At 65.1% G+C, this 17,390-nt stretch carries 15 protein-coding genes; 5 read left to right on the top strand and 10 right to left on the bottom strand.

Features of this window, described 5'->3' with window-relative positions:
* Nucleotides 1-7 precede the first annotated feature (7 nt).
* The 3 genes from BM199_RS17865 to cofC all read left to right on the top strand — a co-directional run bounded on the left by BM199_RS17865 (nucleotide 8) and on the right by cofC (nucleotide 3,469).
* Nucleotides 8-1,474, top strand: a complete 1,467-nt coding sequence (locus BM199_RS17865; protein ID WP_091674392.1) for an amidase — start codon at nucleotides 8-10, stop codon at nucleotides 1,472-1,474.
* Nucleotides 1,475-1,767: 293 nt separating this feature from the next.
* Entirely contained in the window at nucleotides 1,768-2,697 is a 930-nt protein-coding gene (locus BM199_RS17860; protein WP_218160358.1) for an AraC family transcriptional regulator, read from the top strand.
* 70 nt (nucleotides 2,698-2,767) lie between these two features.
* The gene (gene cofC, locus BM199_RS17855) at nucleotides 2,768-3,469 is read left to right on the top strand and encodes a 2-phospho-L-lactate guanylyltransferase (RefSeq protein ID WP_091674391.1); all 702 of its coding nucleotides are present in this window, start codon (nucleotides 2,768-2,770) and stop codon (nucleotides 3,467-3,469) included.
* A 50-nt stretch (nucleotides 3,470-3,519) separates the two neighbouring features.
* On the opposite strand, the gene fgd is transcribed toward cofC, so the two are convergent.
* From fgd to BM199_RS17840, 3 genes are read right to left on the bottom strand one after another with little or no spacing between them, the layout of a single operon-like run.
* Nucleotides 3,520-4,521: a glucose-6-phosphate dehydrogenase (coenzyme-F420) gene (gene fgd / locus BM199_RS17850; protein ID WP_218160357.1), complete on the bottom strand. Its 1,002-nt coding sequence runs from the start codon at nucleotides 4,519-4,521 to the stop codon at nucleotides 3,520-3,522.
* 10 nt (nucleotides 4,522-4,531) lie between these two features.
* Nucleotides 4,532-5,290: an SDR family NAD(P)-dependent oxidoreductase gene (locus tag BM199_RS17845; RefSeq protein WP_091674481.1), complete on the bottom strand. Its 759-nt coding sequence runs from the start codon at nucleotides 5,288-5,290 to the stop codon at nucleotides 4,532-4,534.
* 46 nt (nucleotides 5,291-5,336) lie between these two features.
* Nucleotides 5,337-5,870: a cupin domain-containing protein gene (locus tag BM199_RS17840; RefSeq protein ID WP_091674390.1), complete on the bottom strand. Its 534-nt coding sequence runs from the start codon at nucleotides 5,868-5,870 to the stop codon at nucleotides 5,337-5,339.
* Nucleotides 5,871-6,037: 167 nt separating this feature from the next.
* Between BM199_RS17840 and BM199_RS17835 the strand changes: the two genes are divergently transcribed.
* Nucleotides 6,038-6,925, top strand: a complete 888-nt coding sequence (locus tag BM199_RS17835; protein ID WP_091674389.1) for an NAD-dependent protein deacetylase — start codon at nucleotides 6,038-6,040, stop codon at nucleotides 6,923-6,925.
* A 29-nt stretch (nucleotides 6,926-6,954) separates the two neighbouring features.
* Here BM199_RS17835 and BM199_RS17830 read toward each other — a convergent pair whose 3' ends face one another.
* The 6 genes from BM199_RS17830 to BM199_RS17805 form a co-directional block, all read right to left on the bottom strand.
* Nucleotides 6,955-7,746 (bottom strand): VOC family protein, encoded by a 792-nt coding sequence (locus tag BM199_RS17830; protein ID WP_143101855.1) that lies wholly within the window; start codon nucleotides 7,744-7,746, stop codon nucleotides 6,955-6,957.
* A gap of 69 nt (nucleotides 7,747-7,815) precedes the next feature.
* Nucleotides 7,816-9,042, bottom strand: coding sequence for an acyl-CoA dehydrogenase family protein (locus tag BM199_RS17825; RefSeq protein WP_091674387.1), 1,227 nt, complete (start codon nucleotides 9,040-9,042; stop codon nucleotides 7,816-7,818).
* Nucleotides 9,043-9,097: 55 nt separating this feature from the next.
* On the bottom strand, nucleotides 9,098-10,711 hold the full coding sequence (locus tag BM199_RS17820; RefSeq protein WP_091674386.1) for an AMP-binding protein: 1,614 nt from the start codon (nucleotides 10,709-10,711) through the stop codon (nucleotides 9,098-9,100).
* A complete protein-coding gene (locus BM199_RS17815) occupies nucleotides 10,699-11,574 on the bottom strand; it encodes an SDR family oxidoreductase (RefSeq protein WP_091674385.1) in 876 nt (291 codons plus the stop codon). Before BM199_RS17815 ends, BM199_RS17820 begins: the two co-directional genes overlap by 13 nt.
* Complete coding sequence (gene dctP / locus BM199_RS17810) at nucleotides 11,571-12,884, bottom strand: TRAP transporter substrate-binding protein DctP (RefSeq protein ID WP_091674384.1); 1,314 nt, start codon at nucleotides 12,882-12,884, stop codon at nucleotides 11,571-11,573. The genes BM199_RS17815 and dctP overlap by 4 nt, the downstream gene beginning before the upstream one ends.
* A 9-nt stretch (nucleotides 12,885-12,893) precedes the next feature.
* Nucleotides 12,894-14,843 (bottom strand): TRAP transporter large permease, encoded by a 1,950-nt coding sequence (locus tag BM199_RS17805; protein WP_177242669.1) that lies wholly within the window; start codon nucleotides 14,841-14,843, stop codon nucleotides 12,894-12,896.
* A 217-nt stretch (nucleotides 14,844-15,060) separates the two neighbouring features.
* On the opposite strand from BM199_RS17805, the gene BM199_RS17800 reads away from it, so the two are divergent.
* The gene (locus BM199_RS17800; RefSeq protein WP_091674382.1) at nucleotides 15,061-16,302 is read left to right on the top strand and encodes a cyclase family protein; all 1,242 of its coding nucleotides are present in this window, start codon (nucleotides 15,061-15,063) and stop codon (nucleotides 16,300-16,302) included.
* 6 nt (nucleotides 16,303-16,308) lie between these two features.
* Here BM199_RS17800 and BM199_RS17795 read toward each other — a convergent pair whose 3' ends face one another.
* Complete coding sequence (locus tag BM199_RS17795) at nucleotides 16,309-17,274, bottom strand: AraC-like ligand-binding domain-containing protein (RefSeq protein ID WP_143101854.1); 966 nt, start codon at nucleotides 17,272-17,274, stop codon at nucleotides 16,309-16,311.
* Nucleotides 17,275-17,390 lie beyond the last annotated feature (116 nt).

Here is a 17,390-nt window from a genome sequence, read left to right as displayed (position 1 = left end):
TCACCGCATGGACGACTACCCGAGCTACGACGCCGTCGGCTTGGCCGGCCTGGTCCGCGACGGCAAGACCACCCCGGCGGAGCTGCTCGAGGCGGCGCGTGCCCGCCTCGAGCGGGTGAACCCCCGGATCAACGCCGTCGTGCGCTCGGTGGAACCACCCACCACCCCACCGGACGCGCCGTTCGCCGGGGTTCCGTTCCTGCTCAAGGACCTGCACCAGGACCTGGCTGGTCAGCCGACCAGCGGCGGGTCCCGCTCGATGGCGTCGGTGCCCGCCACCGAGACCGCCACCGTGGTCCAGCGCTGGCTCGACGCTGGGCTGGTCGTCTTCGGCAAGACCAACACACCCGAGTTCGGGGCCAAAGGCATCACCGAACCCGAGCTGTACGGTCCGGCGCGCAACCCGTGGAACACCCGGCACACGCCGGGCGGGTCCTCGGGCGGTGCGGCCGCGGCCGTCGCGGCGGGCATCGTGCCGTGCGCGGGAGCCAGCGACGGCGGCGGTTCTATCCGGATTCCCGCATCGGCCTGCGGGCTGTTCGGCCTCAAGCCGTCTCGTGGGCTCATTCCCGCGGGTCCCGCACATGCCGAGGGCCTCGGCGGCACCGCCACCGACGGCGTCATCTCTCGGTCGGTCCGGGACACCGCGGCGATGCTGGATGTGCTCTCCGGGCCCACGTCGTTGTCTCCGTTTCTCGCGGCCGGGCCGGCGACGCCGTTCGCGGACGAGGTCGGCCGGGAGCCGGGCCAGTTGCGCATCGGGTTGTGCACCGCCAGCGCCATCAACCCGAGTCCACACCCCGAGGCCGTCGCCGCCGCGCGAACGGCCGCTGCCCTGCTCACCGAACTGGGACACGAGGTGGTCGAACTCGAGACGCCCCCACTCGACGATGCCACCCTGGCCAAGGACTTCCTGACCAGCTGGTTCGTCAACTGCGCGCACTCGATGGCTCAGTGCAAAGCCGTCAGCGGCGCCGGTGACGCGGCCTTCGAACTCGACACCAGGACCATGGCGGCGCTGGGCCGCGCGACCAACCCGGTCGACCTGGTCCACGCCATCGAACGGCGCCACGAGCACACCCGTCGGCTCGCCCAGTTCCACGAGAAGTACGACCTGCTGCTCACCCCAACCACGGCGACCCCGCCGCCGAAGATCGGCGCGTTCGACACCCCGGCTCCGGTGCGTGCGATACAGCGGGGACTGCTGACCGCCGGAGCCGCCGGCCTGCTACGGCACACCCCGATCGTCGAACGGCTCATCCAGGACAACCTGAGCTGGGTTCCCTACACACAGCTGGCGAACCTCACCGGACGGCCCGCGATGAGTGTGCCACTGCACTGGACCGCCGACGGCCTGCCGATCGGCACCCAGTTCGTCGGGCGTCTCGGAGCCGACGGCGCGCTGCTGCGACTGGCCGCGCAACTCGAGCAGGCACGGCCCTGGGCCGCGCGCCACCCGCCACTGGATCTTTGACCAGCGGCCCAGGGCGGTGCGACCCCTCGTGCTGCCACCATCCGTGGACGCACCGGCCTTGCAGTGGTCGGCACGACGGGAAGTCGTCAAGCGCGGGCTGTCCGGTTGCACCGGGACGCAGTGATGTTGCGCACACGCGCAGCTCTTCAGCGTCGACCGGCCGACCACAGTTGACCTGGAGCAACAAGGCCTAATATGCGGTATCGCCTCCCGCCGAGCGAGAGGTGAGCACGGATGCACGTCGGAAAGAACCTGACCACGAGGGAGCTCGGTACGTGGGACATGGTGTCGTTGTGGTCGAATCGTCGACCACGCAGTCGGTGCCGCCGCCTGAGCGGGCCGACTTCTGGAGTGAGCTGGTCAACTCGTTCCACTGCCGGATGAGCTATGAGTTCGCCAGTCGGCAGAACTTCCACGGCCAGGTGGTCTGCAGGCGAACCAACGGCTACCAGCTGGTGGACTGGACATGCGATGCGCTGGTCTATCACCGCAGCGCCGGTCAGATACGCCGCGACACCGACGAGGACTACCGGCTACTGCTGCCGCTGAACGGCCAGATCGCCGTACGCCAGCACGGCAGGGAGGCGCGGCTGTCGCCCGGCGCATCCGGTCTGATGACGATGGACCAACCGTTCCTGTTCACCCAGAGCGCGGGCACACGAGGCGTCGTCATGACCATCCCTCGCAGAGAGGTGGACCAACGGTTGAACAGCTCCGCACCGGTGGCCACCGGTCTGGATCTGACGACCGGACTGGGGCGGGTGGTCGGCAATCTGGCCGTCGGCCTGTACCAGGAGCGGGCGAACCTCACTCCGACGCAGTTCGACGCGGTGGCCGATCGGCTCGTCGAACTGCTGTGCATGCTCATCCTCGGCGACGACCGCCCCACCGCTCCTCCGCATCTGGCCGAGGTGGCGAACGTGGTCCGCCGCTACGTACGCGAACACGCCGAGGACGCCGATCTCAACGGCCGTTCGATGGCCCACGCCCTGGGCTGGTCGCTACGTCAGGTCCAACTCGCCCTGCAGCACACGGGCACCACTCCGCGCGAGCTGATCAAGGAGGAACGCCTCCAACTGGCCAAGGAACGCCTGCAGAGTCCCGCATACCGTCAGTGGACCGTTACCGACATGGCGCACCGGTTGGGCTTCTCCTCACTCAGTGCCTTCAGCAACGCGTTCCGGCAGCGCTTCGGCGTATGCCCGAGACAACTGCGTGGATGACGACGGCAGGCGGTATGGACACCACGCCGTGGTCCGCCTTGACAGCAGAGCGGATCGTGGAGGTCAAACGGTGCACCAAGATTCCGCGGAATCCACAGTAGACCTTGTTGTTCCGGTGAAGTCACTGGACGAAGGCAAGTCTCGGCTCTACCGTTCGCTCGGGCACGACGATCTCGACAGACACCGCGCTCTCGTACTCGCGATCGTGACCGACACGATCGACGCCGCACTCCGCGCCGCACGGGTGCGACGCGCTGTCGTGGTGACCCCGGATCCCGAGGTGCTGGCCACGGTCGCCGCTCTCGGCGCGATCGGGCTGCGTGACACCCAGGAGGGAGATCTGAACGCCTCCCTCTCCTTCGGACACTTTTTCCTGCGCGGCGCGGATGCACACGCCAACGTAGGAGTGCTGCTGGCTGATCTTCCCGCGTTGCGTCCCGACGAGCTGGACGCCTGTGTCGACGCTGCCCGCGGCCGTCGCGCGATGTGTACCGATCGGCATGGCACCGGAACGGCGCTGCTGCTCACCGGCGCCGGACAACAGCTGCAGCCCCGATTCGGTGCCGGATCCGCGTCCGCCCATCGGGCCACCGGTGCTGTCCCGCTCGACGGCAGCTGGCCCAGGTTGCGGTGCGATGTGGACACCGCCGCCGATCTGCTCGAGGCGACCGCACTCGGGCTCGGCGCCCGGACCCACGCACTGGTCAGCGCCTGGGACGGGCGCCCCGCTCAGCCAATGGCCGTTACCGGCTCCTCGCCGGGGCTCCGGTAACGGATGTCCGGTCCAGCGGCATGGTCAGCAGGCAGCGCGCTCGTCCGCACTCAGCACAGTGCCCTCAACTTCGGCAGCACCTGATCGGCGAATGTCGTAAGAAAGCGGGTCTGGTCGTGACCGGGCCCGTGGAACACCAGGTGGGTGAACCCGGCATCCAGATACGGCGTGATCTGCTCGACCACCTCGTCCGGATGCGAGGCCACGATCCAGCGGCTGGCGACCTGCTCGATCGGCAAGTCGTCACCCGCTCGCTCCATCTCCACGGGATCGGCCAGGCCGTGCTTCTGCTCGGCCGACAACGCCAGCGGCGCCCAGAACCGGGTGTTCGCCAGGGCCAGCTCGGGATCCGGGTCGTAGGACAGCTTGATCTCGATCATCCGGTCCAGCTCGTGTGCGTCGCGTCCGCAGGAATCTGCGCCGGTGGTGAACGCGGGCAGCAGCTTCTCGGTATAGAGATCCATCCCCTTGCCGCTGGTGCAGATGAACCCGTCTCCCGACCGGCCCGCGTACTTCGCCACCACCGGGCCGCCGGCGGCGACGTAGATGGGCACACCGCCGTCGGGCCGGTCGTACACGGTGGCGTCGTGCGTCTGGTAGTACTCGCCGTCGAACGTCACCCGCTCGTCACGCCACAGTGCCCGCATCAGTTCCACCGACTCACGCAGCCGCGCGAACCGCTCCTGGAACGCGGGCCATTCCAGCCGGGACACCGCCACCTCGTTGAGCGCCTCTCCGGTGCCGACGCCGAGCGCGACGCGTCCCGGGTAGAGGCAACCCAGTGTGCCGAACGCCTGCGCCACCACGGACGGGTTGTACCGGAACGTCGCCGTCAACACACTCGTGCCCAGCAGCACCCGGGACGTCCGTTCGCCCACCGCCGCCAACCACGACAACGAGAACGGCGCGTGCCCGCCCTTGTGCCGCCAGGGCTGAAAGTGGTCGGACACCCAGACGCTGTCCAGCCCCACCTGTTCGGCCAGCACGGCATACTCCACCAGTTCCCGTGGCCCGAACTGCTCCGCCGACGCCTTGTACCCGAATTTCACCACCGGTCGCTCCTCAGCTGATAGTCAGGCCGCCGTCGACGACGAGCGTGGCTCCGGTGACGTACCCCGCTGCCGCGGAGGCGAGAAACACCACGGCGGCCGCCAGTTCCTCGCCGTCTCCGACGCGTGGGATCGGCCGTGCCGCAAGAAGTCCTTCGACGTACCCCTCCGGGTAGGCCTCGCCCATCTCCGTCGGGAAGTAGCCGGGGGCGATCGCGTTGACGCGGATCCGCTTGCGGCTGCTCCACTGCGCTGCCAGGTCGCGGGTCAGCCCCAGCAGGCCGGCCTTGGACGCCGTGTAAGCCGCCTGGGGCAGACCCGCGGTGACCAAACCCAGCACGCTGGAGATGTTGACGATCGAGCCGCCTTCCGTCATGACCGCGGCGGCTGCCTGGCTCATCCAGTACGCGCCCATCAGGTTGACCTCGACCACCGAACGGAACTGCTCGGTGGTCTCCCGGCTGGCGGGCACGGCAGCGGCGATACCGGCATTGTTGACCAGCACGCCCACCTGTCCGAGCGTCGCGGCGGTCTCGGCCAGCCGACGGCAGTCGGCCGGGTCGGTGACATCGGTGGCGACGCACACGGCCTTCCTTCCGGTGTCCTCGACGAGGGTGGCCGTGCGAGCGAGCCGGTCCACACGGCGAGCACCGAGCACCACGTCGGCGCCCGCCTCCGCCAGAGCACGGGCGATATGGACACCGAGCCCCGCCGAGGCACCGGTGACGATCGCGACCTCGCCGTCGAGCCGGAACCGGTCGAGCACACTCATCGCGGTCCCGTGTCCCGCTTCCGTGCCCCGGCGCCCGAGCGCGGCCTCACCGAGCACCACAGATGGTGTAGGCGACAACGAACGGCTGATCGCCGTCGTTGAACCAGGCGTGCGGAGTGCCGTTCTGGATCAGGCATTCACCCGCGCGCAGGCGCACCTCGACACCGTCATCGGTCTGCATCCGGCCCTCCCCCGACACCACGACGATGTAGTCGACGGTGTGCGTGGTGTGCACCCCCGGCCGGTCCTGGTCGAACGTCGCCGCCATTCCCGGCAGCTTCGCCTCCGCCTCGGCGGCAGCCGCCTCCAGGAGCTCCGCGGGCACATCCGCAGGAGGCTCGTAGGACAGCCCCGGCGGGATGGTCACGAAGCCGAACCGCACGCCATCGGGCCCAGGGAAGTAGGTGCCGGCCTGCGCACTCTGCGCCTTGGTCACCGGGAGGCTCGGGTGCTCGTCGAGCTCCCACACCCGATGCAACTCCACCCCCGGCAGCATGGCGACGGTGATCGGCTCCACGTTCTCGTCGGCGAGCACCTCGGCCTTGCCTGCCTCGTTGTGCCCCATGACTACCCTGCGCATCAGCACTCCTTCCGATCCATGACTCCGGCCGCGATCCACGCCGTCCGGTTGGCTTGACAGCGACGGTAGAAGCGGCACGTGCACTGCGGTTCCATCCGGGCGCAGGGATGTTGCAACAGCGCGCAGGTCCTGCTCGGCGGCGGAGACCGTAAACTGGACTGGTGTTGATGCGGCCCACCCTCAGCTGGACTCCGACCGGGCAACCCGCGCCCCGGACCACCGAACTGGGCGAGGTCGTGCGCAAGGTCGGCGCGGGCGACGTCGTGGTCCTCAGCGGCGCGGGCCTGTCCACCGAGTCCGGTATTCCCGACTACCGCGGCAACGAGGGCAGCCTGCGAAGGCACACCCCGATGACCTACCAGGAGTTCGTCGCCGACGAGGAGGGCAGGCGCCGGTACTGGGCCCGCAGTCACCTCGGCTGGCGAAGCATCGCGCGGGCACGGCCGAACACGGGGCATCGGGCGGTGGCGGCACTGCGAAAACACGGTTACCTTTCCGGAATCATCACCCAGAACGTCGACGGTCTCCACCAAGCCGCGGGTGCGACGGACGTGATCGAGCTACACGGAAATCTCGATCGCGTCGTCTGCCTCGCCTGTCGTCGCACCAGTTCACGCGAGATCCTCGATGCTCGCCTGCGCGCGGCGAACCCGTCGTTCGCCGCCGAAGCCACCCGGCTCAACCCCGACGGCGACGTCGACCTTCCGGACGACGTGGTCCACGGATTCCGGCTGGTGCCCTGCGCCGACTGCGAAGCCGGGGCACTGAAGCCGGACGTGGTGTTCTTCGGGGAGAACGTGCCCCGGCCCCGAGTGGACGAGTGCCGCCGCCTCGTCGACAACGCGAGCGCGCTACTGGTCCTCGGCTCATCGTTGACCGTGATGTCGGGCCTGCGGTTCGTCCGCCAGGCTGCCCGGGCAGGCACGCCGGTGTTGATCGTCAACCACGATCGGACGCGCGGGGACGCGCATGCCCTACTCAGGGTGGACCTGCCCCTGGGCCGGGCACTCACGGAAATCGCGAAACGGCTGGGCTGCCGGCTTTCCACTCCGTGATGAGCCGTTTGTTCTGATCCGCGTTCACGTCATGATCCTGGCGCGCCGTCACCGAGCCGGAAGGCCACACCGCCAATTTCGATCCTGCCATCCCGGTCGATCGCGAGATCACGACGAGCGGCACGCTGGCGAACCGTGTCCGGGTCCGGGCATCGTAGCTCGATGCCGCTGAGACCCTCCCTGCCGTGGTCGGCGTTTTCGACGAACCTGATACTGCCGCCAGTGACCAGGACCGTGTCGGCACCCTCCTCCGTGCGCACTGGCCGGCCCAGAAGTTCTCCCCACCGCGACGCTGTCTTGCCAGGCGCGACGGCCGTGATGTCGACGCCGGTGATCTCGGTGACTCCGTCCGTGTGAGCATGTTCTCGCCAGTTCGGACCTGCCCATGGCCAGTCCTCGACTTCGTCAGTCTCTTCGAGAGAGAGCAACGCACCACCGGTGTCACGGGGATCGAGGTGAATGGATCGGACGTTGTCGAGCGGTCCTTCCCACACCTCGCGGATACCGAGCTGCGCGGCCCGGATTCGAGCCTCCTCGATGGCCGTGCACTGAATGATCACCATATAGCCGGTGTCACCGCCACGACTGGTCAAGTAGCGTGCCGCAGGGGCGTCCGCTCGGGTGGGTGAGATGACCTCGAGGAAGGTGTCGCCCACCGGAAGGACCGAGGTGGAAAGACCGAACTCGTCGACCATTTCAGGGCCCCACAAGTCGATCATGTCGGTCTCACACAGGCTTACCTCGATACCGAAGACGTAGCGCAGGTCGTCGATCACGGGCTGTGGGTTGCGCGCGGCCAACGTCACTTGGCGAACTCGCATGATCATCTCCTTGTCAGCTCAGCGTGCCGGAGGGTCCGGGCAGTTGGACGAAATCGAGCATGGATGGCTTCATCCGAGGTCCGCTCGCCGTGGCTCCAGCCACGGAGCCAGTTCCCGGCGGGCGATCGACCTCTTGTGCACCTCGTCAGGCCCGTCGCCGATCCGTAACGTCCGCTGAAATGCCCACATCGCCGCGAGCGGGAAGTCTCCGGACACTCCCCCGCCTCCGTGGACTTGAATCGCTCGATCGAGGACTCGCAGCGCCATATGTGGTGCGGCGACCTTGATTGCAGCGATCTCGACTCGAGCATCCTTGTTACCCGTGGTGTCCACCAACCACGCCGTCTTGAGAATCAGCAACCGCACCATCTCGATTTCCACGCGCGACTCCGCGATCCAGTCTTGAATGTTGGCGTTGTCGGAGACCAGACGGCCGAATGTGGTTCGGGATGTCGCACGAGCGCACATGAGCTCGAGCGCCCGTTCGGCCGTGCCCACCGCCCTCATGCAGTGATGAATACGGCCCGGGCCAAGTCGGGCCTGGCCCATTTCGAATCCTTGACCGGGTACGCCGACCAGGTTGTCGATCGGAACACGTACATCATTGAACTCCACTTCCCCGTGCCCCTCCTGATCCTGGTAGCCGAAGACGCTGAGGCCACGAAGTACCTTGACTCCTGGGCTGTCGATCGGCACGATGACAATGCTCTGTCTCCGGTGTCTCGGCGCATCCGGATCGGTCTGTCCCAAGACGAGCAGCACTCGGCAGTTCGGATGGAGAACATTGCTGGACCACCACTTCCGGCCGTTGATCACGTACTCGTCGCCGACACGTTCGATACTGGTCCGAATGTTGGTGGCGTCCGAACTGGCCACGTCGGGTTCTGTCATGCAGAACGCGGAGCGGATCTCGCCTGCCAATAGCGGTTCCAGCCAGGCCAGTTGTTGCGCCTGAGAACCGAAGCGACTGAGGATCTCCATGTTCCCCGTGTCCGGTGCCGAGCAGTTGCAAGCCTCGGGGGCGATGGAGCTTCGACCCATCACCTCGGCCAGGTAGGCATAATCCACGTTGGACAGACCCGATCCCCATCTGGGGTCAGGGTGGAAAAGGTTCCACAAACCCCGTTCGCGGGCTTCCGCCTTGAGCTTCTCCATGATCGGCGGCTGAAGGTTCGGGTCTCCCGACCTGAGGATCTGCTCTTTATACACGGCCTCCGACGGGTAGATCCACTCCTCCATGAACTGGGTCAAGCGTTCGAGAAACGTCTGGCCACGCGAGGATATCGCGAGTTGCATGACATACCCTTTCCTGTTTCGGCATGATTCGGTCTATGGGCTTCCTTATGGGGACTTAGCGAGGAACCACGACGCCGGCGGCCTCACTGTCCCAGGTGTACGAGGAATTGCCACGCTCGCGAAGTTCGACCTTGCGAGTGCGAAAGGTCGCCTCGGTACGGGGGAGGTCATCAACGAACTCCACGAATCGGGGAAGCATGAACCGCGGCATCCGTGGGATCAGCCAGTTCACCAACTGCGCCGGCGTCAGTTTGCTGCCGTCCACCCGCACGACGACAACCTTCACCTCATCCTCACCCAGTTCGGACGGCGCTGCCACGGCAGCGGTGGCGGCCACGTCGGGATGTTCGTTGACGTAGGCCTCCACCTCGAAGCTGGAGATGTTCTCGCCACGCCTGCGTATGGCGTCTTTCAACCGGTCGACGAAGTAGTAGTTGCCTGCCTCGTCGACACGGAAAGCGTCACCGGTGTGAAACCACCCGTTGAGCCACGCGCCGGCAGTCCGATCCGCCATTCCGTAATAGCCAACATTCATAATCCACGGGTGATGACTGCGGATGATCAGCTCGCCAACCTGACCGGGCGCGACCGGGTAGTCGTGATCGTCCACCACGCGAACTTCATAAAAGTCGTCCCGGAGTGCGCCACAGCTGTCAAGATTTGCGAGATCGATACCGTCGGACGCGAATGGCAAGCCGACCTCGGTCATCCCGTAGAACGTGTTCGCACCTTCGAGCCCGAAGCGCCGGAGGAAGTCGGGCAGGTGGTCCGACACCGGCGCTGTGCCGATTCGCCGCAGCGAATTGTCCACATCGTCCGCCTGAGGTGCAGCGTTCAACAGCATCCGCAGCATCGGTTCGAATAGAACCGCATGACTGACTTCGTAGTCTCGAACATCTGACCAGAACCTCGATACACTAAACGTTTCCCGCATCACCATGGGGATATCGTGCAGAACAGCACCGTAGTACAGCACCTTCCCGCTGTTGTGATGCGGCGGAAGAAAATGATAGGTCTTATCCCCATTTTCGACCACGCCGCTGAGAACATGACAGAAGCTGTACATCTCCGCCCAAGGAACCAACACCCCTTTCGACGGCCCGGTCGTACCCGACGTCCAGATCATGCAGCAGACGTCCCACGGAGCCGGTTCGTGAACACCAGCGGGTAAGGATGGGGCGACGCCGGAGCAGAGATCGGCGGAACGAATCAGCCGTTGCGGCAACGTCGGCAGGCTGACGTCGTCAGAGCCGACCACGATTATGGTCCGCAAGGACGGCAACTCATCCGTCACCTCGCCGACCCTCCCCAACAGATGAGCAGGAACGATGAGCAGTTTGGCGTCTGCGGTGCCGATCGTGTAGCTCAGCATTCGCCCGCGATAGTCGGGGCTGAGGCTCACTTCGACGGCGCCGAGCCAGGAGAGGCCCACCCAGATGTGGTAACTGTCCGGGCTGTTGGGAAGCAGGCTCAGCACGTTCTCCCCGGCGGTCACCCCGACTCCCCGCAGGGCATTCGCCCACAGGAGGCTCGCCTCATAGGACTCCCGGTAGGTCAGCGACGTGCCGTCGACGTGCCGCAGGTACACCCGGTCGGGGCTTTCCTCGGCCCGACGTCGCAGAATGTGCGGGAGCAAGTCGTTCCGCTGAATCCACGTCATCGAGTCCATTGCCTGACCCCTCCTGGTGCTCTGGATACCGCAGCACCGCCAGGGCCGATCACGCCGATTGGCGGCGTGGCCAGTGCCCCACCATCGATCACCATGGTGTGCCCTGTCATCCACGCCGACGCCGCGCTGGAAAGGAACAGCACAGAAGCGGCGATGTCGCGCGCAGCTCCCAACCTTCCCAGCGGCAGGGCAGAGGCGATGCTGTCCTCCCGGTCTTCCCACAGAGTTCGGGACAACTCGGTCTTGACCAGCCCCGGAGCCACCGCGTTCACCCGGACCCCGGGGCCCAACTCGGCCGCGAACTGCCGGGTGAGGTGGATGAGCGCCGCTTTGGTCGCCGCGTACATGCCGGCGCCCTGTTCCACGATGAATGGGCCGATGGATGCCACGTTGATGACCACACCACCGTGCTCACGCATCCATGCGCTCCATGCCTGCTGGATCCAGAGAATCGGCCCTAGCATGTTCACCTGTGCGGTTTTCTCCGCACGCGGCATGTCCAGTCCCGACATCGGCCCGTAGTACGGGTTGGTCGCGGCATTGTTGACCAGGATGTCGATCCTGCCCAGATCCGCCATAACCCGGCCGATTGTGTCGTCCACCTGGTCGGCGCTGCCCGCGTTGCACGAGTACTTGTGCACGCGATCCGCACCGGCGATCGCGGTCAGCTTCTCCGCCGCCAGAGCCAGCCGTCCCTCGTCCCTGGCTACCAGTACGACGCGGGCGCCGGCTTCGGCCAGCAGCGCCGCACTCGCCAAGCCGATGCCACGAGATGCCCCGGTGACGAGTGCTACATGCCCACTGAGGTCGAACAGTTCGGGAAGGGTGGAGGCCGCGATGTCGTCGGAGTTGAATTTCCTCATGGACGGTGGGCCTCTCGAAGCTCGACGACGCTTCCGATGAAACTGTCCAGCTGGAGTTGCCCGGCCGAGCCGGAGGACCACGTTTCGAACGAGCCCAGCTGAGTCTCATAGCCCAGGTCGCGTACGAGTTTCGCCCACTTTTCGTGCGTCTCGACAACACCTGCGACGACCGCCTCGCCGTCGTCCTTCTCGCCTCTGACCGAGTCGATGACGGCACTCTGGTGTGCGAGCATCCTCTCCCGTAGATCATCCCGCCACGAGTGGAACTGCACTCCCGCATCGGCGGCCTGCGACATCGTCTCGGCGACATCGTTGAGGTATCCCTCGGTGATCGCGGGGAGGTACGCCTCCCCCGCGGTGTCCCAGAGCACGCGCTGGGCCTCCACAGGCAAGGTGTCCCATGTGGACTTCGACATGGACAGGTGGAACGAAGAGAAGCCGCTGAAGCCGGCCTGCTGGTCCAGCATCCAGTGGTCGATCACGTCCACCAGACCGAGATCGCGAACATCCTGCGGGGACATCACCGCACAATCGACAATGCCGCGCTGCACGGCCTCGTACAGCTCAGCATTGGTCGTGGCGGTAGGTGTCATGCCCAACGCGGTCGCCTCCGTGCCGTGATGCTCGCTCGGTACTCGGACGCGGATCCCCTCAGCCTCAGCGAGAGAGCGCACCGGCTCATCTCCGCAGACGAGTTGCATCGACGAGATCATGGCGGCCGGCACGAGAAGTGGCTTGAGCCCCTGTGCCGCGAACTGATCCTCCGCCCAGCCGCCCAGCGCGAACTCCGTCTGCGCTCCGAGGCCTTGCAGCGTACCGAGTGGAGCAGGCTCGACCAGGGAATTCAACCGCTGAACGGTACTGTCGTGCGGAAACTCGGCAGGGCTGTAAGCGGGAACGTGCGTTGCGATGTCGACCAGACCTGACGAAAGCGCCTCCTCAACCTCGTCAAGCGGCGCCAAAGCCCCGGCGTAGAACATCTCGAAGGTCAAGCGTCCATCTGTCGCCTCTTCGACCGCTTCCTGCCAGACGGTGAATGCCCTACTCGGCGCCGTGTCCGGAGCATTCGCCGACTGGACCCGCAGTGTCATCTCAGGTATGTCGGCGAACCGGTCGGCGCCGGAGCCGCGATCGGCGCCCCCCGTTGAGCAGGCAGCCATCATGACGGTCATGACGACGGCGACGATATACAGCTTCTTCCCAGCACGTGCCGGAGAACTCGCTACTCTCATTTGATGCTCCTTCCTAGAGTGCGTTGCCGTTCTATCAGGAACAGTTGAGCGGTAACCTGCGCACGACACCTTCCGCATGGCAGATACTTACTGCCCCGACATTCGCGGGATAATCTCCGCGATCTCGGGTACAAAAATCAGCAGCACGAGCACCGCGATTGATATCGGAATAAACCACAATGTCCCGGCATAGATTTCGCCGAGTTTGATCTCGCGGTTTATGCCGATATCCTTGGCTTGGGTTATCTTGTGCACAACAAAAGTCAACATTCCAACTGGCGGAGTGACAACCGCAAGTTCGCCCAGTAGTACAACGAACACGCCGAACCAGATGAGACTGACATCCAGCGACTGAAGTATCGGCAGCAGGATCGGTACGGTGACCAGTATCATGGTCAGTGAGTCGAGAAACATGCCGAGTATCAAATACATGGCGAGCAGCGCAAAGAGGAATTGGTACCGACTGAGGTCCAGATCGCTGACCGTTCTCACCATCCATGAGGCAACACCGCTCAAGGTGAGAAACCGGCTCAGAACCGTGGCGCCTATAATCAACGCGAAGATCGCCCCACAGGTCTTCACGGTATCGCCGAGGGCCTTCCCGACCGCCGATCGGATACCAGTCCGGCGCAATGTCGCGACAAGCAAGGCGCCAGCCGCGCCGAAGGCTCCGGCTTCAGTTGCCGTGAAGAACCCCAGATAGAGACCGCCGAGCATGCCAATCGCAAGCACGAACAACGGCCACACTCGACCCAGCGACGCCCAACGCTGAAGCCAGGACGAGCGGATGGCGCCCCTGTCGGTCTCGGGGAATCTTCCGACCAGGCGCGGGGCGGCGACTCCGATGGTCACCAGCAGGATCCCATATACCAGGGTGAGAATTATCCCAGGGAGTAGACCGGCCAGTAACTGGACGCCTACCGGAACGGATGCGATACCCGCGTAGATCACCAGCAGGATACTGGGGGGAATGAGCTGCCCACCAGTACCCGCCATCAGTATCGTCGCTGTGGCCAAGCGGGGGTCATAGCTGTGGCGTAGCATTTCCGGAATACCGATCCGGCCCAGCGCATAGGTGACGCCGAGGGTGGATCCGCTGATGGAGGCCAGACCCGCGCCGGCGAAGTTGGTACCCACGGCAAGGCCCCCCGGGAGCCACCCGAGCCAATGTCGGGAAGCATCGTAGAGGCGCTCCGTGGCTCCCGAACGCCACAGCAACAATCCCATGAAGACGAACATGGGAACTACACTCAATGGCCAGCTGGCGACACTGGAGAACGGTACGGTACGAAATGTCGATCCCAGGACATCCAACCCCGTCAGCGCCCAGATGCCGACACCGCCAGACGCGATCATGGCGATCGCGACAGGTATTTTCATCACCAGCAACCACAGCATCAGCCCCAGCCCGAGTGCGCCGATCGTCTCACGACGCTGGTCCTGGAACATGAGAACGGTGACCAGGCAAGGGAGTCCGTAGTTCAACAGCCTGAGCATCCACTCGCCGGTTTTTGATTTCCGGCCATCTGCCACCTGTCCTGATGAGATGTTTTCATCGGACCGCGACACGTGTTGCCGAACGAGGAGGCCAGCGGCGATCTCGATGACGCAGGCGGCCGCTCCCAGCGGCACGAGAAAGCGTGCCGGCCAGAGCACCACACCAGCGGCCGCACCACGTTCACCGATTTCCCACTGCCGTACGGCCTCCTCCCAGCCCCACACGGCGATGGCGATCATTACCACCGCGAACAGCACCTTGGCGATCACGATCAGTTCGCGCCGGATCGGTCCCGGCAGTCGGTCAAAGACGATTGGGGCGTCGATGTGTTCGCCGTGGCGCTCGGCTAGCGCGAGCCCCAGGAAGCCGATGGCCGTCATGTACCAGAAGGAGACGTACTCGATCGTCCCCGGCAACGGCTTGCTGAAAGCGAACCGTAGCGTCACGTCGACGAGCACGGTCGTCAGCAGGAGCACCACGGCGACTCCGCCGAGCAGTCCGGTCAGCTGCCCAAGCCAGCCGAGCCGTCTCGCCGCCAAGATCCTCCCGCGCATATCTCGCTGCCCTTCTTGGCTGGCGTCAGTTCCGATCTGCTGTGATCGCGGCGAGAAGCTACCCCGACACTGAATTCGAGTTCAATGCGCCGACGGCACGACCCCTGGGGTACTGCGCGTTGACGACAGCGGAGTTCGTTCACACGAAAGACGGTCGACTGTGGCGGCTGGTGTCCTAGTGCGACACGCCATAGGAGGAAGCATGCAAACGTGGAAGCACAACCTCACGCCCGGAGCCAAGGCCGGCGACGTGGACGGACAGAGCTCGCCATCGGGTCGCCGGGCATTTCTGAAGGCGGGTGCCACCGCGGCCGTGGGCCTGGCACTACCGCCACTGATCACCGGAGCCGCGGCTACCGCGGCACCTCGGCCGATAGGTGGTCAACAAGAGCCCTTCCGAGGACCGATCGACGACCAGCCGATCTCGCTTGAGTTCGCCCAGCGGCGATGGAACGAGCTGGGCATCGGTGACGAACGCGGCGCTCTACGCGAGATCACTCCCGAGAAGACGACCAACGCCCTTCGAATGCTCCACAAGGGAACGGCGCACGTATACGACCTGGGCGACAAAATGTTCCCTGGAGTTCCGGCTTTTCCCTCCGCGCCACCGCGTCGCTGGGACATGTACATCACTTGGTACGACCTGGGTGGCGAGAACCGGCTGACCGGCTTGGAGGAACGCTTCGCGGCGATGACGTTCCAAGTGGGAACGCAGATCGACAATCTGAATCACATCGGCATCGACGATCACTACTACGGTGGATTCACCCGAGATGATCTGCTACCGATGCCCGAGCTCGTCGACCCCGCATCGCGCGCGGCGAAGGCGACTCAGGACTCGCAGGCCGACCACCACGGCCCTGGCAGCATACTGCGCGGGTGCCCGCATCTTGGGGCCGAGCACATCGGACCAATCGTGACACGCGGGGTATTGGTCGACGTACTCGCCTACATGCAGTGTCATGGGAGGCACGAGGCGCTCTCCGAAGGTCGGGACACACTGGCTCCCAACTACCGGATCACCATCCAGGATATCGAGGCAACACTGGGCTGGGAGGGAATCAGCAGACTGGATCCCGGCGATGTGGTCATCTTCCGCACCGGTTGGAACAAGCTCTGGGCGGACTCGGCACTGTGGAGCCGATACCTCAGTAGCGAGCCCGGCATCTGGCTGGCGGAGGCACGCTGGCTCGCGCAGTTCCGGCCGGCGATCGTCGGAGGTGATACCTGGGGATTGGAGGTGTTCCCGTCACCGGTACCAACCAGGTTCGGTGAGCCACACCAGCTACTGCTCGCACAGGAAGGGATCCGGATCGGCGAAGGCTACGTCACCGATGGGCTCTCGGAGGCCGGGAAGTACGAGTTCGTCTTCATCGACACTCCGCAGCACGCTGTCGGGGCGACCGCGACACACAACGGCCCGGCCGCCATCGCCACGAGCTGATGATCGTCACCGGTCGGCCTCCCGGGATTCCCGGCGAACCTGTCGCGGTTGGACCCCGTAACGACCGCGGAACGCGACGGTGAACGCACTCGCTGACGAGAAGCCGACGGAATTGCCGAGTCGGGCGATGGTCCAGTCGTCGTAGCGCGGATCTTGCAACCGCTCCCGTGCCACCCGAAGCCGCTCGTCTCGGACCACGTCTCGCAGCGTCGTTCCCGACCGCTGCAACGCGTTCTGAACAGTTCGAAGTGACCAACCCAGGGCACGTGCGACGGTCTCTCCGCTCAATCCGGGATCGGCGATGTGTTCCCTGACATAGCGGCGGACCATTGTCGCGATGACCGGCCTGGTGCTGTCGCCCGGCCGGTCATCGCCTGTCGCCAGCATGCACAGCAGTTCGACCACCTTGTCGCACACGGCATCGAACTGCGCACCGGTGAGTTGCTGTCGCTGGCTGAACGCGCCCATCACCATCATGCGCACCACATCTCCCAGACCGGAAGCCATGTCGACTACCAGGGTGGCGGGGTCCGAAGTGCGCAGGCGGTGTTCGATCTCAGTCCGCGGTATGGTCAGCACCAACCCGCGATGATCGGAACTCTGCCACAGGTCGAACGGTTGCTCCAATGTCAGCAGTGTCGCAGAACCAGGATGTAAGGCCTTCTCCTCCGCACGTTGTCGGACGACAACCCGGCCGTTCACCGGCAGTACCAGTCGGTAATCGCCATCCGGGTCCGACTTGATCTGCGAGGCCGTCCGGTGGATCCACTGTTCGCGCGCTTGCCAGGCGACGAGCTGGTAAGTCGGGCTGCGCTGCAGAACTGTCCGGCCAGAGAAGCCTTGCGGGTTCGCGAAGTCGTAGGCGAACTGGCACTGGTAAGAATTGATCACCTCTCGCCAGTAGTCCGTTCGCTCTCGCGGATCCACGGTGTCCGTCGAGCTGCTTGTCACGACGTATCCAGCTGGTGCCATCGAGACCACCTTCACAGGGCGCAGTTCGAGACTAGGTGCAGTCACGGTAGTTCAGCTGAGTTCGTTGAGGTAGACACGATTGTGTCACCTAGCGAGCCCCGCTCCCTGAGACCGGC

Source organism: Amycolatopsis marina (assembly GCF_900111885.1).
GTDB classification, from domain to species: domain Bacteria; phylum Actinomycetota; class Actinomycetes; order Mycobacteriales; family Pseudonocardiaceae; genus Amycolatopsis; species Amycolatopsis marina.
Note: the sequence above shows the minus strand (reverse complement) of the source record. Positions and strands in the feature narration are given on the sequence as shown.

What these genes read in the sequence shown, in the direction of transcription:
- BM199_RS17865 (WP_091674392.1), top strand. Translation starts at nt 8, where the DNA reads ATGGACGACTACCCGAGCTACGACGCCGTCGGCTTGGCCGGCCTGGTC.
- BM199_RS17845 (WP_091674481.1), bottom strand. Translation starts at nt 5,290, where the DNA reads ATGAGTGTGCTCGACCGGTTCCGGCTCGACGGCGAGGTCGCGATCGTC.
- BM199_RS17840 (WP_091674390.1), bottom strand. Translation starts at nt 5,870, where the DNA reads ATGCGCAGGGTAGTCATGGGGCACAACGAGGCAGGCAAGGCCGAGGTG.
- BM199_RS17835 (WP_091674389.1), top strand. Translation starts at nt 6,038, where the DNA reads ATGCGGCCCACCCTCAGCTGGACTCCGACCGGGCAACCCGCGCCCCGG.
- BM199_RS17830 (WP_143101855.1), bottom strand. Translation starts at nt 7,746, where the DNA reads ATGCGAGTTCGCCAAGTGACGTTGGCCGCGCGCAACCCACAGCCCGTG.
- BM199_RS17825 (WP_091674387.1), bottom strand. Translation starts at nt 9,042, where the DNA reads ATGCAACTCGCGATATCCTCGCGTGGCCAGACGTTTCTCGAACGCTTG.
- BM199_RS17820 (WP_091674386.1), bottom strand. Translation starts at nt 10,711, where the DNA reads ATGGACTCGATGACGTGGATTCAGCGGAACGACTTGCTCCCGCACATT.
- BM199_RS17815 (WP_091674385.1), bottom strand. Translation starts at nt 11,574, where the DNA reads ATGAGGAAATTCAACTCCGACGACATCGCGGCCTCCACCCTTCCCGAA.
- dctP (WP_091674384.1), bottom strand. Translation starts at nt 12,884, where the DNA reads ATGCGGAAGGTGTCGTGCGCAGGTTACCGCTCAACTGTTCCTGATAGA.
- BM199_RS17800 (WP_091674382.1), top strand. Translation starts at nt 15,061, where the DNA reads ATGCAAACGTGGAAGCACAACCTCACGCCCGGAGCCAAGGCCGGCGAC.
- BM199_RS17795 (WP_143101854.1), bottom strand. Translation starts at nt 17,274, where the DNA reads ATGGCACCAGCTGGATACGTCGTGACAAGCAGCTCGACGGACACCGTG.